This is a genomic window from Streptomyces flaveus (assembly GCF_014647675.1).
Classification (GTDB): Bacteria; Actinomycetota; Actinomycetes; order Streptomycetales; family Streptomycetaceae; genus Streptomyces; species Streptomyces flaveus.
On sequence record NZ_BMPQ01000016.1, the window covers coordinates 170,938 to 184,568 of the forward strand.

At 70.5% G+C, this 13,631-nt stretch carries 16 protein-coding genes and 1 pseudogene; 6 read left to right on the forward strand and 11 right to left on the reverse strand.

Annotated features, from left to right (window positions below; all coding sequences use genetic code 11):
* Positions 1–198: 198 nt before the first annotated feature.
* The 5 genes and pseudogenes from IEZ21_RS28170 to IEZ21_RS28190 form a co-directional block, all read right to left on the reverse strand.
* Positions 199–1,218 (reverse strand): annotated as a pseudogene (locus IEZ21_RS28170) (lysylphosphatidylglycerol synthase transmembrane domain-containing protein); the annotation flags it as partial.
* On the reverse strand, positions 1,215–2,147 hold the full coding sequence (locus tag IEZ21_RS28175; protein WP_373302315.1) for a class I SAM-dependent methyltransferase: 933 nt from the start codon (positions 2,145–2,147) through the stop codon (positions 1,215–1,217). The pseudogene IEZ21_RS28170 and the gene IEZ21_RS28175, both read right to left, overlap by 4 nt.
* A gap of 8 nt (positions 2,148–2,155) precedes the next feature.
* Positions 2,156–3,256, reverse strand: coding sequence for a glycosyltransferase family 4 protein (locus tag IEZ21_RS28180; RefSeq protein ID WP_189324726.1), 1,101 nt, complete (start codon positions 3,254–3,256; stop codon positions 2,156–2,158).
* Between the two features lie 23 nt (positions 3,257–3,279).
* A complete protein-coding gene (locus tag IEZ21_RS28185) occupies positions 3,280–3,678 on the reverse strand; it encodes a 6-pyruvoyl trahydropterin synthase family protein (protein ID WP_189324687.1) in 399 nt (132 codons plus the stop codon).
* A 198-nt stretch (positions 3,679–3,876) separates the two neighbouring features.
* Positions 3,877–4,863: a zinc-dependent alcohol dehydrogenase gene (locus tag IEZ21_RS28190; RefSeq protein ID WP_189324688.1), complete on the reverse strand. Its 987-nt coding sequence runs from the start codon at positions 4,861–4,863 to the stop codon at positions 3,877–3,879.
* A 178-nt stretch (positions 4,864–5,041) separates the two neighbouring features.
* Here IEZ21_RS28190 and IEZ21_RS28195 point away from each other — a divergent pair, with 178 nt between their 5' ends.
* A complete protein-coding gene (locus IEZ21_RS28195; RefSeq protein WP_189324689.1) occupies positions 5,042–5,887 on the forward strand; it encodes a CDP-alcohol phosphatidyltransferase family protein in 846 nt (281 codons plus the stop codon).
* 246 nt (positions 5,888–6,133) lie between these two features.
* Here IEZ21_RS28195 and IEZ21_RS28200 read toward each other — a convergent pair whose 3' ends face one another.
* The 3 genes from IEZ21_RS28200 to IEZ21_RS28210 all read right to left on the reverse strand — a co-directional run bounded on the left by IEZ21_RS28200 (position 6,134) and on the right by IEZ21_RS28210 (position 7,852).
* Positions 6,134–6,775, reverse strand: coding sequence for a hypothetical protein (locus IEZ21_RS28200; protein ID WP_189324690.1), 642 nt, complete (start codon positions 6,773–6,775; stop codon positions 6,134–6,136).
* A 1-nt stretch (position 6,776) separates the two neighbouring features.
* Complete coding sequence (locus IEZ21_RS28205; RefSeq protein WP_189324691.1) at positions 6,777–7,286, reverse strand: RNA polymerase sigma factor; 510 nt, start codon at positions 7,284–7,286, stop codon at positions 6,777–6,779.
* 221 nt (positions 7,287–7,507) lie between these two features.
* Positions 7,508–7,852, reverse strand: a complete 345-nt coding sequence (locus tag IEZ21_RS28210; RefSeq protein ID WP_189324692.1) for a hypothetical protein — start codon at positions 7,850–7,852, stop codon at positions 7,508–7,510.
* A gap of 166 nt (positions 7,853–8,018) precedes the next feature.
* Here IEZ21_RS28210 and IEZ21_RS28215 point away from each other — a divergent pair, with 166 nt between their 5' ends.
* Both IEZ21_RS28215 and IEZ21_RS28220 read left to right on the forward strand, forming a co-directional pair.
* Positions 8,019–9,107 (forward strand): DNA polymerase III subunit beta family protein, encoded by a 1,089-nt coding sequence (locus IEZ21_RS28215; RefSeq protein WP_189324693.1) that lies wholly within the window; start codon positions 8,019–8,021, stop codon positions 9,105–9,107.
* Positions 9,108–9,232: 125 nt separating this feature from the next.
* A complete protein-coding gene (locus tag IEZ21_RS28220) occupies positions 9,233–9,862 on the forward strand; it encodes a hypothetical protein (protein WP_308429652.1) in 630 nt (209 codons plus the stop codon).
* A gap of 56 nt (positions 9,863–9,918) precedes the next feature.
* Here IEZ21_RS28220 and IEZ21_RS28225 read toward each other — a convergent pair whose 3' ends face one another.
* Positions 9,919–10,449 (reverse strand): ATP-binding protein, encoded by a 531-nt coding sequence (locus IEZ21_RS28225; protein WP_189324694.1) that lies wholly within the window; start codon positions 10,447–10,449, stop codon positions 9,919–9,921.
* Between the two features lie 279 nt (positions 10,450–10,728).
* Here IEZ21_RS28225 and IEZ21_RS28230 point away from each other — a divergent pair, with 279 nt between their 5' ends.
* The 3 genes from IEZ21_RS28230 (at position 10,729) to IEZ21_RS28240 (ending at position 12,535) form a co-directional block, all read left to right on the forward strand.
* Positions 10,729–11,547, forward strand: coding sequence for a helix-turn-helix domain-containing protein (locus IEZ21_RS28230; RefSeq protein WP_189324695.1), 819 nt, complete (start codon positions 10,729–10,731; stop codon positions 11,545–11,547).
* Positions 11,544–11,750 (forward strand): DUF397 domain-containing protein, encoded by a 207-nt coding sequence (locus IEZ21_RS28235; RefSeq protein ID WP_189324696.1) that lies wholly within the window; start codon positions 11,544–11,546, stop codon positions 11,748–11,750. The genes IEZ21_RS28230 and IEZ21_RS28235 overlap by 4 nt, the downstream gene beginning before the upstream one ends.
* 269 nt (positions 11,751–12,019) lie before the next feature.
* Positions 12,020–12,535: a GNAT family N-acetyltransferase gene (locus IEZ21_RS28240; protein ID WP_189324697.1), complete on the forward strand. Its 516-nt coding sequence runs from the start codon at positions 12,020–12,022 to the stop codon at positions 12,533–12,535.
* 121 nt (positions 12,536–12,656) lie between these two features.
* Here IEZ21_RS28240 and IEZ21_RS28245 read toward each other — a convergent pair whose 3' ends face one another.
* On the reverse strand, positions 12,657–12,836 hold the full coding sequence (locus IEZ21_RS28245; RefSeq protein ID WP_189324698.1) for a hypothetical protein: 180 nt from the start codon (positions 12,834–12,836) through the stop codon (positions 12,657–12,659).
* Positions 12,837–12,889: 53 nt separating this feature from the next.
* Positions 12,890–13,570: an SDR family NAD(P)-dependent oxidoreductase gene (locus tag IEZ21_RS28250; protein ID WP_189324699.1), complete on the reverse strand. Its 681-nt coding sequence runs from the start codon at positions 13,568–13,570 to the stop codon at positions 12,890–12,892.
* Positions 13,571–13,631: the final 61 nt, after the last annotated feature.

The following is a 13,631-nucleotide window of genomic DNA, read 5'->3' on the forward strand; positions in this document are numbered from 1 at the left end:
GTCCGCCGCGTGCCCCGCGTTCGCCGGTGGTGAGCGCGGGACGTGGCCGTTGTGGCGCTGCGGCGCGCCCTTCTCGTACGCGGGTCGGGGGCGCCGCCGCAGGCCCATGGCCCACCGGGCGACGAGGACGCCGATGCCGGGCAGGCTCGCCACGAGGCTGAGCACTCCGTAGACGACGGCGACCGAGAAGCCGGTGCTCGCGCCGAGTCCGGCGGCGCCGAAGGCCCAGGCGGTGGCGCCTTCGCGGGGGCCCCAGCCGCCGACGTTCAGCGGCAGTCCCATCGCGAGCAGGGCGAGCACCGCCAGGGGCAGCAACACGACTGGGGACGCGTCGGATCCCGCGACCCTGGCGGCGAGTACGAACATCACGAGGTGGCCCGCCAGCACTACGGCCGACGAGACGACGACACCTGGCCAGGTGTGGCGGGCCACCAGTCCTTCACGCGCCTCGGCGAGCGCGTTGCGCAGGCGGGGCATGCGTCGCGACGAGGGCGACGAGCCCTTCAGCCGTACCGCGACCACGGCCGCGATCATCGCGGCGAGCGCCAGCGCGATGGCGGACGCCTCGACGAGGTGCTGGGTCTGTGCCTGGACCGGCGAGGGCAGCGTCAGCAGGATGACCCCGCCGACGGCCATGAGCGCCACCTGGCCCGCGACTCGTTCGAGGACCACGGCGCGTACGCCCCTGCCGAGGTCACCGGCGCTCTGTCCGTGCCGTACGGCGCGGTGCACATCGCCGAGGACGCCGCCGGGCAGCGCCGCGTTCAGGAACAGGGAGCGGTAGTAGTCCGCGACGGCGGGACCCAGCGGCAGCCGGATCTTCAGCCCTCGGGCCACCAGGCACCAGCGCCAGGCGCTGAACACCGTGGTGACCACGCCGATCCCGAGGGCCGCCAGCACGGTGGGGCCGTCGACCCGGCGCAGTCCGTCCACGAAGACGCCGGTGCCCATCCGCCAGACGAGTACGCCGAGAATGGCGACGCCCACGAAGGTGCCGAAGTGGGTGCGCAGGGCGCGGGAGTCGATACGGGACCAGAGCGTACGAAGGGTGCGGCGCGCGTCCGGGACCGGCTTCGGTGTCCGGGCCGCCCGTGCGCCTCGTATCACCTGCTCTTCACTGCTCGCCCGCTCTTCACTGCCGTCCAGGACTGGCCTTGGTGCCGGCTCGGCCCGGACGGCGCGTGGCTGCGCGTCGGCTGCCACCGCCTGCGCACTCATGCCGCTCCTCCCGTCGGACGGGCGAGGGCGAGGAGATCGCTGTGGTGCACCACGACCTTCAGCTCCCCCGCCTCGCACGCCGCGAGACGCCCTCGCAAATAGGCGCCCGCGCGCGGGGCGAGTTCGGGTCGCTCCTCGACTGCCGCGCCGACCCAGCCGCGCAGCCACTCCGCCATCAGCGCGGACTCGTCGGGGCCGAGCCGCCAGGCGCTGGGGTGCACCCGTACCGTCGCGCCGTGCCGGGCGAAGGCGTCGCAGGCCGTGGTGACCGCGTCGGGGCCGAGCAGGTCGTCGCGGCGCTGGTGGGCGTTGAACGCCTCGGCGATCTCGGTGTCCAGCGGGTCGGCGGGCGTGAGTTCGACGCGCCCCACCACCGACAGCGTCAGCAGGGCGGGGCAGCCGGCTCCGGCGCAGGCCTTGGCGAGCGCCTCGATCTGGTCGGCGGTGAGTACGTCGAGCAGGGCGGAGGCGGTCACCAGCGAGGCGCCCTTCAGCGCGTCCGCGGTCAGCCGGGAGACGTCGCCGCGCTGTGTCTCGACGGTGACCCGGCTGCCGTCGGCGGCCGTGCGGGGCGAGCCGACGGCGGCGAAGTGCAGCAGATAGGGGTCGCGGTCGTTCAGGACCCAGTGCTGAGGTCCGTCGAGTCGCGGGGCGAGCCAGCGGCCCATGGAGCCGGTGCCGCAGCCGAGGTCGTGGATGACCAGGCCGTTGGACCGCCGCTGTGGCATGTTCGCGAGCCGGATCCGCAGGGGATCGAGGAGCTCGGCCGCCCGCGCGGCGGCGTCGGCGGGCTCGCGCAACTGCAGCCATTCGGGGGCGTACCGCGTCACGTCGTCGGCCTCCGTGTCGGCGGCGCCGCGCCTGCGGTCACCCAGCCGAATCGTTCCCACCTCCGCGACCCTCGGCGTCGCCTGCTCGGGTGGTGTCATGCTCGTACTCACGCTGCCCCCTTCCTTGCGTCTCGCCCAAGTCGCCCCAGCACACCGGCCAGGCTCCGGGCCGTCGCGGCCCAGCCGTCCAGCGCGGCCCTGCGTCCGCGCGCGGCGGCCCTCAGACGGCGTCGTACATCGGTGTCGACGAACCAGCCGCGCAGTTCCGCCGCGAGCGCCGCCGAGTTGTCCGGCGGTACGAGGATGCCGGGCATCCCGCCGTCGGGTGCGCGCCCCACCGCCTCGGGGAGCCCGCCGACGTCCGTGGCCAGCACGGGGATGCCCCGCGCCAGCGCTTCGGTGACGGCCATGCCGTACGTCTCGGCGTACGAGGTGAGCACCAGGAGGTCGGCGGAGGCGTAGCTCGCGTCGAGTTCGGCTCCGGCCTGCGGGCCGACGAGTTGCAGCCGGTCGCCGAGGCCGTGGCGGTCGATGAGCTCCCGGATCTCGGTGACGTACTCGGGGTCCTGGCCCAGGCCGCCGACGCAGACGCAGCTCCAGTTCAGGTCGGTGAGGGTGGCGAGGGCCTCGACGAGGCGGTGCTGCGCCTTGCGCGGGGTGACCGAGGCGACGCACAGCAGCCGCGAGACGCCGTCGGTGCCGGCGGCCAGGGGCGCGATGTCGGCGCCGGGCGCGGCGACATGGACCCGGTCGGGGGCCAGCCCGTGGTGGGCGACCAGCCTGCGGGCCGCCCACTCGCTGGTGGCCACGATCGCGGGCACGGAACGCAGCGTGCGGCGCTCGCGGGCGTCCAGTTCCGCCGCGAGGCCGGGGTCGATACCCGTCTCGTCGCCGAGCGGCAGGTGAACGAGGACGACCAGGTGCAGCCGCTCGGTCTCCGCGGCGATGATCTCGGGGGCGGCGCAGGCGACGAGTCCGTCGAGGAGTACGCGGCTGCCGTCCGCGATCTCGCTGAGGGTGCGGGCCAGTTCCGCGCGGGCGGCGGCTGAGGGCTGGGGCCAGCTGCCGTCGATCGCGTGCTTGTGGACCTGCCAGCCGAAGGCGGGAAGGTCGAAGCACACCCGGGCGTCGTAGGTGTTGCCCCCGCTGGGCTTGGTCAGGTCGTCCACTGTGCCGGGCATCACAAAGTGCATGGCGCGAAGAGACATGGGGATGATGTCCGCGTACTTGTTCACAGTCCACGCTCGTAACTCGCCCAGGCGATGTGCGACTCGTGCAGGGTGACCGCGATGCCGGACAGTCCGCGGGCGCCTTCGCCCAGCGCTCCCTTGTGCACCCGCTCCGCGAGGCGGTCGGCGATGACCTTGGCCAGGAACTCCGTGGAGGTGTTGGTGTCGGCGAAGTCGGGCTCGTTGTCGAGGTTGCGGTAGTTCAACTCGCTTACCACTTCGCCCAGTTCCTGGGTGGCAAGTCCGATGTCGACGACGATGTTGTCGTCGTCCAGCTCGGCGCGGCGGAAGGTGGCGTCCACGAGGAACGTCGCCCCGTGCAAGCGCTGCGCGGGTCCGAAGACCTCCCCGCGGAAGCTGTGGGCGATCATGAGGTGATCGCGGACGGTGATGCTGAACAACGGACGACCCTCCAGGTGCGGCACGTCTGATCCCTCTGCCGGGCGTGCCGTGTAGTACGGCAGGTCCGTTCTCCGTGTTCAGGCGGTACGGGAGGAAGTTTCGACGGGTTTTCGTTTGGGACGTGTGGCTCGGACACGTTGTTCGGCGAACCGGTCACCGGACGTAGTCCCGAACCGATCCGAGGTGGTCAGGCCCCTTCAGTGTCCTTCAGTGTCGTACTGAACCAGGTGGCACAGCGCCTGCGTCTCGCCCGCGGCGAGCGCGGCCATCGCCTCCGGCAGTTCCTCGAAGGCGCACGAGCCGGTGATCAGTGCGTCCAGGGCGGGGTCGGCGAGCAGTTCGAGCGAGAGGGCGAGCCGGTCGGCGTACGTACGGCGCCCGCTCCTGGCCGGGGACACGGTGCCCACCTGGCTGCTGCGGACGACAAGGCGGCGGGAGTGGAAGGCCTCGCCCAGCGGCAGGCTGACCCGTCGGTCGCCGTACCAGCTCAGCTCGAGGACGGTGCCCTCCGGGGCGAGGAGTTCCAGCGAGCGGGTGAGGCCCGCCTCGGTGGCGCTGGCGTGCACGACCAGATCGCGGTCGCCGGCGGCGTCCGCCGGGAGCGCGAAATCGACGCCGAGGGCCCGGGCGAGTTCCGCACGCGCCGGGTTGGCGTCCACGAGCTGGACGCGGACGGCGGGGTACCGGGCGAGGAGGGCGGCGACACTCGCGCCGATCATCCCGGCGCCGACCACCGCGATCCGGTCACCGACGAGCGGTGCGGCGTCCCACAGGGCGTTGACCGCGGTCTCCACGGTGCCGGCGAGGACGGCACGCGAGGCGGGCACGGACTCGGGCACGGGGGTCACCGCGCTCGCCGGAACGACGTACCGGGTCTGATGCGGATAGAGACAGAAGACGGTCCGCCCGACGAGCGACGCCGGCCCCTCCTCCACCAGGCCCACGTTGAGATACCCGTACTTGACCGGTCCCGGGAAATCGCCCTCCTGGAACGGCGCCCGCATCGCGCCGTACTGACTCTCCGGCACGCCACCGCGGAAGACGAGGGTCTCGGTTCCGCGGCTCACTCCGGAGAAGAGCGTGCGCACCAGAACCTCGCCCTCGACGGGGCTCGGCAGATCGGCGTCCCGTATCTCGCCGTGCCCCGGAGACTCCAGCCAGAAAGCGCGTGCAACGCGGTTCATCGGCATCTCATCCTCCTGAAAATTCGTGCTGCAAAGCCACGCAAAAAGTCGTGCCCAAGCTGTGAACCTGCTGAGTCCGGCTGAACGCTCCGGCGACGGTGCACGTACCGACCGTTGCGAAGCCGCGGACAACGTAAGCGGCAGTGATCGACTTTGTCATCTGGCCGGAGGATGTGCGGTGGCCCTGAACAACACGTACGACGCGAGGCTTTTGCAGGTGCAGCAGGAGACGGCCGTGGGAGCGGGCGCGATGCTCCTCCTGCTGACCGTCCTCGGCACGGCGATCGGCATGGGGCCGGTGGGCTGGCTGACGGGCCTGGCATTCGCGTTCGCCACCTGGGCCGTGCTCGCCCGCGCCCTGCACCGCACACGGCCCCGCTCCTTCGGCCCTGCCAACCGCGTCACCCTCGGCCGCGCCACGCTCGTCGCCGGCGTCACGGCCCTGGTCGCGGACTCCTTCCAGAGCCCGCCGCCGGTCACCCTTCTGGTCGCCCTGACCACGGTCGCCCTGATCCTCGACGCGGTCGACGGCAAGGTCGCCCGCCGCACCGGTTCCTCGACCGCGCTGGGCGCCCGCTTCGACATGGAGGTCGACGCCTTCCTGATCCTGGTGCTCAGCGTGTACGTCTCCACGCAGCTGGGCCCCTGGGTCCTGCTGATCGGCGGAATGCGGTACGCCTTCGTGGCGGCGGCCCGCTTCATGCCCTGGCTGAACGCCGCCCTGCCCCCGAGCACGGGCCGCAAGACGGTGGCGGCGCTCCAGGGGGTCGCGCTGCTGGTCGCGGGAGCGGGGATCCTGCCGTACGTCCTGACATTCGCGACGGTCGTCCTGGCGCTGGGCTCGCTGGTGTGGTCGTTCGGCCGGGACATCGGGTGGCTGTGGAGGAACCGGGAGGGCCACGTGACGCTCCGCGAATCCGCCGAGCCTGCCGCCACTGAGGCCTACTCCTCTGTGGCTTCCGTGCCCTCCTCGCTTCCTGCACTCGCCGCGTCGGGCAGGGTGACCAGTTCGTCGAGGGTGTAGCAGATCACGGCAGGCTCCGTAGCCTCCGGTAGGACCATGTAACTGCACAGAGACAACCGCGCGTGACTTCAACCAGAACGCTTCACGGTTCCTCGCCGCTCTTTATCGACCACCGGATCAATCAGGTTGTCCCTGGCCTGCTGGAACGCATCGCGTATGTGTCAGCGATCCGGAACTCAGGCCGCCGCCTATCCACGCAGGATCGGCGGCGGCCTGAGGCGCTGCTGGACCACACCACCACGAACGTCAGCTGTCCGCCCGTCCGCCACTGTCGTCGTCTCTGTTGCGCCAGAAGGCGGGGCACTCAGTCTTTGCTGCCGCTGCCAGGTTCTGATCGATCCGGTTGCGCTCGAACTCCAGGGTTCGTGACTTCCCCGCCCCGTCGACGCGGAATGTGTCGGCCGGTTCGTCGGGACGATCCCTGACGGCCACCAGCATGTGCTCGCCCTTCCGGTAGGGATACTCGCCCATCTCCTTGGCGCTCAGGGCGGTGAACTGGATCTGCCGCTCAGCGCCCTGGCTCGGCTTGATCCATTCCGTAACGGTGAGGGTCACCTTGACCGTATCGTCCTGTCCGGGGTGATCGCGTACCGCCACCACGTCCCCTTCGACAATCATCGGCGAGCAGGCAATCCACTCCATGTGGCTCAGCGCCTGCCCCTGGTCCTGCTGGGCTCCGCCTGAATCACCGTCCGCAAGCGCATAAGCCAGGAGAACGAGGGCCAGGGACGCCGCGGCGACCAGGGCACCGACGACGATGCCAGGACGCTTCGACCAGGCAGGGTGCGCACGGAGCGGGGTGGCGGGTTCTTCACCGCCGACCGCTTCGCCTATCAGGCCGAGGGCCAGGCGCAACTGATGCTCCTCCGGGCCGGTCAACTGAGTCATGTCAGATCACCTCCACTTGGCGCAGCCGCGCCCGCATCGCCGCATGGGCCGTGTGCAGGCGGCTTTTGATCGTTCCTTCGGGGACGCGCAGGAGCAGCGCTATCTCGCGGATGGGCAGGTCCGCGTAGTAACGCAGCACCAGTACCTGCCGCTGTGCCGCGGGCATCGACTCAAGCTCCTCCGCCACCGCCAGGGCAAGGACCCGGTGTTCCTCCGAGTGCTCCGCCAGGCGCTGACGCAGTCCGGCGTCTCTGCTCTGTGACCGGTGCCAGTCACTCGCCACACGGGAGGCGACAACGGTGAGCCAGGCCAAACGATTGCGCACCTCCGGCCGCGTCGGCTTGGCCTGCTCCTCAAGCAACTTGAGCCTGACCTGCTGCACACCGTCGTCCAGCGCGTCCCAGGGCACGCCACCCAAGGCCAGTACCGCTCGCACCCGCCTGACCTCTGCCGCATCGGCCAAGCCTGGAGGATCGTCCTTCTCATGGGCCCGTCGTGCGCTGCGCGCCATGGCCGGTCCTTCCTCGTTTCCTTAATGACGGAGCAGTGCGGGGAAACGTTCGGGAGAGCCGGGAATCATCCACGCCGAGTGCTCCACCGTCACCACTGCGACAGCCGCTGGAGCCGCGCCGGTGCGGGTGCCGCCGCATTCTCGGTGTCAGACCAGGCTCACCGGGCGGGCGGCAAAGACCTGGAAGCGGCTCCGCCGTCCTGTTCGGCTGAGCGGTGTGGTCAGTCGCACGCGCCTGCCGCGGACTCCTGCGCAAACGGCCTGAACTCTTCCGGTTTGGCCGCCTTGAGTGCTGTGGCGAGGCTGGCCGCGCTCTTGCCGGCCATCTCGTCCTTCAGGCCAATATTCAGGCCGCCCTCGGCCAGGACCTGCCGAGCCTGGGCGGCGGTACGTGCGCGGCCCTCGAACTCGCCTTCGCCGATCCTGTTGTTGTCATACGGGACGGTGGATCCCTCGCCAAGACCGCGCCATCGGCCTCCGTCCGGGGCGCAGGAGTCCTCCTCCCACACGATGGCGATGACGTAGCTGTGGCCCGTTTGGATGCGAGGGCTGTGGGCCTTGGCCATCTTGACGCGGTCGCACCGTCCAGGTCACGGGCTCGGGGCGTGTTGGGGCCGGACCTCTGACAGCCCCATCGCGAGACGCACCCCTGACAGATGCGTCACCGCGCGATGTCCAGGAGTTGACCCTCGACCTTGTGCAGGGCTCAGAGTTCCGGGTGTGGAGAGCGAGATGCGCAGCATTGGTGAGATGGCCCGGGACAGCGGACTGGGCGTGAGTGCCCTGCGGTTCTACGACCGTGCCGGTGTACTGGTCCCCGCCTGGGTGGATCCGGTGAGTGGCTACCGCTGGTACGGCCCCGAGCAGCTGGAAGAGGCCCGGTTGCTGGCCCGGTTGCGCCGGGCCGGTATGCCGCTGGCGGACATCCGGCTGGTGCTGGCCGGCTGGTCCAGCGCGGACACCGACCTCGTACGCAAGCTCCTTCAGACGCATCTGCGCCGTCTCGAACAGGGGCTGTCCGATGCCCGCAGCGAGTTCTCCACACTCCGAGCCCTACTCGAACACAGGGAGAACTCCATGACGTCGCTCCGCACCGCCACCATCAGACTGTCCGTCTCCGCACTTGAGCTGGCCGCCGCACTGGACGCGGTCCGATTCGCCGCCAGCACCGACCCGGAGCTGCCGATGCTCGGCGGTGTCCTGTTCGACATCGAGGACGAGGCACTCCACATCGTGGCCACCGACCGCTACCGGATGGCCATCGCGCGAACCGGTACCGCCGGGCAGGGCGGGCCCCGCGTGCAGGTCATCGTGCCCGTCCCGCTCGCCGACGCGATGCGGGCGTTGCTGAGCGGCGAGGAACCCGTCGAGCTCGCTGTGGACGGTGACCGCGTGACGCTGGAGATGGGGGACGGGAGCCGTCAGGCGGCCGGGCAGTGCCTCGATCACGACTTCCCCGACTACCGTCGCCTCATCCACTTGCCGGCCGGGCGCCGCGCCCTGGTCGATGTGCCGGCCTTCCGGAAGGCGGTGGAGACCGGCCCTGTCCGCGCGAGCGAGGTGCGCAAGCTGGACGATGTGTCCGTCGCTCTCAGCGTGCTCAAGGTGACGGCCGACGGCACGGTGGCCGTCTGCGAGGACGGTGACGACGGCCAGGACCTGGTCGCTGTCAACCGCGAGTTCCTGCTGCACGCGCTCGCCGCCGGAGCCCGCGACCAGCTGATCCTGGAGTTCGGCGCCCCCACGGCACCCCTGGCGATCCGCCGGCCCGACGCCGAAGACACGTTCTCCATGCTGATGCCGGTGCGCCTGGACAACTGACCAGGATTTCGCGGGCGGGAGACCAGCGGAGGGACGCGCTCGGTCTCCTGCCATCCGTGTCAGCGGGATGGTCGCCATCGCGTTACTGGGATGCGGTGCGGTACGACCTGCCGCACACTCTCCAAGTGTTCGTGATGCAGCCCGTCCTTGAGATCCGCGTCCCCGAGGACTTCGCGCTGTGGCCGATCGTCGGGGCCGAGCCGCACGGCTTCCTGCCGCTCAGCGGCGCGCTCGGTCCCGGCGAGGTCGGTACGGCGGTCATGAGCATCGCAGCGTGCAACGACGCCGTGCCGGAGGCCGCCGACCAAGCGCCGAGGCCCGCCAGCTCCCTCGGCGCGTTCCTGCACGGGCTGCTGGCCCTGGACGACCTGTTCGTCTCGGGTGGTCTGCGTGTCACGGACACCTCCACCGGCGTCACCTTGGTGCCGGGCTGCTGCAACGGGCTGGAAGAGCGTGGCGACTGGCTCGATGTCCTCGACGGCGGCGGCTGGGCCTCCTTCGGCCACGATCCCTCCTCCTTGGCCGAACGGCGCGGCGACACGGTCCGCCTCACCGTGGACGCCGAGCGGGATGACAGCCCGGTGATCGAGTTGCCCACCGTCGAGTTGCGGCGCCTGCTCGCGGGAGCCGAGCGGACCTGGCCGGCTTCCTCGGCCTCGCCGCCGCCTGGGCGGTCCGGTGTCTTCCGGAGCGTGCGGCCCAGGTCACGGCCGCGCTCGCACGTGCGCTGGCCTTGCCCGCCTGAGCTGTCGTAACGGCCGGCTGGTGCTGCCGCTCGGACCGTCCCTTCCCCAGGCCGCGGGCCGGCTGTCTACGCCTCGTGCGCCCGGGTGGTCGCCCGCTCTGAGCCGCGTTCCGTGCGGAGGGGCGACGACGTGTTCGGCTGCTGTAGGGACACCTCGGCCCAGACGGTTTTGGTGTACGCGTCGTGGACGGTGCAGCCCCAGCGGTCCGCATACGCCTGGACGAGGAGCAGACCGCGGCCCGACGTCGCGTCGGCAGGCGGGGCGAGGGAGGCGGGGTCGGGGGGCAACCGCTCGGGGCGGGTGTCCGTCACCTCGATCCGTACGGCGGTGGGCCGGGGCAGGTGGAGCAGCGTCAGCCGGAAGTCGCGGCCGGGGGCGTTGCCGTGCGTGATGGCGTTGGACGCCAGCTCGGCCGTGGCGAGGGCGACGGTGCGGGCGGGACCGGAGTCGTGCGGGAGGCCGGTCCACTCGGTGAACTGCTGAACGGCGAGTTGGCGGGCGAGCCGGGCGCCCCGTCTGGTGCTGCTGAGGTGGAGGGTCAACTGGTGGGCGGGGGTGCGGGGTTCACCGGTGTCGGTGGTCTGTTGCTGTGTCACGGTGTCAGCGTGGGTGGGCGGGACGCCGGTGACCAGGTACAACGGCCGTACGTCGTCCTCGTCGTACGGAGTACGCGGTCGTTGCCCGCCTTGGTTGTACGGGTCCTGTACGGGCGTTGTACGGGTCCGGGGCCGTATCCCGGCGATCGCGGCTCGCGTTGAACACGGCCCCGGCGCAGGGGGGTTGACGAGCGCTGTGGGTAGTGGCGGACGGTGCGCTCCGGGACGGAAGGGCGTGAGGACGTGGGTGCGGTGCGGGAGACGCGGAACAGTCTCGCGGTGAAGACGAAGGAGGAGAGCGACCTGCCGGGTGCGTGGTCGGCGTACGGCAGGCTGCTCCAATACCTGCGTATGCAGGCCGGGTTGAGCCAGCAAGAGCTTGGGGAGGCGATCGGTTACTCGATGGAGCAGGTCGCCTCGGTCGAGCAGGGGCGGCGCCCGGCGAAGGCGGCGTTCACCACGGCGGCGGACCGGGTGCTGGATGCGCGGGGGGTCCTGGAGGTCCTCCAGGACGAGGTGGACCGGGCGAAGCTGCCACGGTTCTTCCGCAACTTCGCGCTCATCGAGGCGGAGGTCTTGAGCCGCTTCTCGTACGATCCGCTGCTGGTGCCGGGGCTGTTGCAGACGGAGGCGTACGCGCGGGCGGTGTTCGCGGGGCACTGCCCGCCGCTGAGCGAGGAGATCGTGGACCAGCACACGGAGGCACGGCTGAGCCGTCAGAAGCTGCTGACGCGGGTGCCGATGGCGGAGTTGTCGTTCATCATCAGCGAGGAGGCGCTCCGTAACCCGGTGGGTGATGCCGAGGTCATGCGCGGCCAGTGGCAACGCCTGCTGGAGGTGGGCGCGTTGCGCAACGTCGAGGTTCAGGTCATGCCTGCCGCGCCGGGGTTCCACGCCGGGCTGAACGGACCGTTCGTGATGCTGGAGACGAAGGAGCATCAGCACCTCGGATACATCGAGTCCCAGGAGGTCGGGTGCGTCGTCCGTGATCCCGCAGAGGTCAGCGCCTTCGGCTTGCGCTATGGCAAGCTGCGATCGCAGGCTCTGAACGGCGTCGAGTCTGCGCGGCTCATCGAACGGCTGGCGGGAGAGACATGAGCGTGGGGCAGGTAACCGAGAACGTGGACGGGCTGCGCTGGTTCAAGAGCAGCTACAGCGGATCGGGCGGCGGCGACTGCGTGGAGGTGGCTGCCGGTCTGGACGCTGTGTACGTACGGGACTCAAAGGTTGCGGGTGGCGGGCCAGTACTGCGGGTCAGCCGGGCCGAGTGGGATGCGTTCATAACCCTCGCGGTCGGGTAGTTCCGCCCGGGGCCTCCGAGCGGAACAACGGGATGCTTCACGTCACTTGGGGCGAGTAGACCAGCCCGTGGCCGTTCTCGCGGCTCAGAACAGCGACCCCTCCCTCACCGAAACGACCCACATGGTGTGGCTCGGTGTCGACCTACCTTCGACAGCTCGAGCAGCTTGGCGTTGCCCGCCCGCGACGTCTTCACCGGCTACTGGTGCGGGCGGCCGGGCGTACCCAGAAATCCTTTGTGGCGCCGCGGCTCGGGGCCCAGACTGTGCCGGTGCTGATCCGACGCGAAACGCCTGCCGATGTCCCTGCCGTAAGCACCGTCACCGCGGCGGCCTTCGCCAAGCCGGAGACTCCGGTTCCGGTGGAGGTAACCCTCCTCGACGAGCTGCGCACCTGCGACGGCTGGCTGCCGGAACTGTCGCTCGTGGCACTCGGCGACAAGGACGAGGTAGTAGGCCACGTGGTCTGCACCCGTGGCCATGTCGGCACTGCCTCCGTCCTGGGTCTCGGCCCGCTCAGCGTGCACCCCGACCACCAGCGCCGCGGCGTCGGCCTCGCCCTTGTCCACACCGTGCTCGGCGCAGCGGATGCCCTGGGCGAGCCCCTCGTCGCCCTCCTCGGCAGCCCCGCGTACTACGGCCGCTACGGTTTCCGCACCAGCACGGACTCCGGCATCACCGCACCGGACCCCGCGTGGGGCGAGTACTTCCAGGTCCGCACCCTGACCGCCCACGACCCCGCGCTGCGGGGCGTCTTCAAGTACGCGGAGCCGTTCGAGCGGGTCTGACATCGGTGCAGGGGTCAGCTTTCGAGTTCCGTCGGGCGATCTCGGCTGCGTAGGCGGCCCAGTCTCCGGCGGCGGCTCGCTGCCAGCCGGGAAGCTGAGATCACGGACGATCTTCTGCTGGTCAGCGTCGCTCGCCCGTGATGCAGACGAGCCAGTGGCCGTTCGCGGTGGGCTGGGCCTCCACCCTGATGGGGGTCAGCAGCGAGAATCGTTCGCTGAGTATGCCGTCGATCTGCTGGTGCCCGAACTCATCAACACCACCAATCCTGTACAGGACCGCGGCGATCCGGCGTGACTCCAAGGCTGGGATGTCGGGGCGGGCGCTGGAGCACAAGTACGGGGTGAGCCGGCCGGTCAGGCGTTGAAGACGGCCTCGGAGCGGTCGCGGTTTTCGTGCAGGTCCCAGTACAGGGGGGCGATCTGCTCGGGCGTGGCCGTCGGGAAGCCCTCCGGGCCGCCCTCGCCGATCCACACGCCGATCGCCACGTGGGCGGCGTGCACACCGCTGCCGGCCAGTTCCTTGTTCAGGTTGATCACCCAGTTGCGCAGAGCTGCCTGGGCCGCGTTGGCGTTGCCGAACATCGGCACCGGGTCCACGGAACCGCCGCCGGTGGTGAACAGCAGGCTCCCGGCGCCCGCCTCGCGCATCGCGGGTAGTACCGTCCGGGCTGCCGTGATGGCGCCGTAGAAGCCGTACTCGATCATTGGCTGCAGATTGTCCACCGTGACCTCCGAGGGAGCGGCCAGGGTGAGGCCGGGCACCGGGGAGTGCGGGGCCGGCGAATACTCCAGTACGTCGATGCCGCCGAAGCGGGCCTTGGCCGCGTCCAGGGCATCGGTCAGTGAGGCGCGGTCGAGGATGTCGGCGGGGAACGCGGCTGCCGTGATGCCTTCCTGGCCGAGCTGGGCGACCAGCGTTTCCAGCTTCTCCTTGGTACGGGCGATCAGGGCGACGTCGAAGCCGCGGCTGCCGAAGGTGCGGGCGATGGCCAGGCCCATGCCGGGGCCGGCGCCGACGATGGCGAGAGTGGGCACAGTGAGATCTCTTCCGTGTGGTGACCGCCGGGACATGCGGAGATCGGATGCCCGGTCGGCG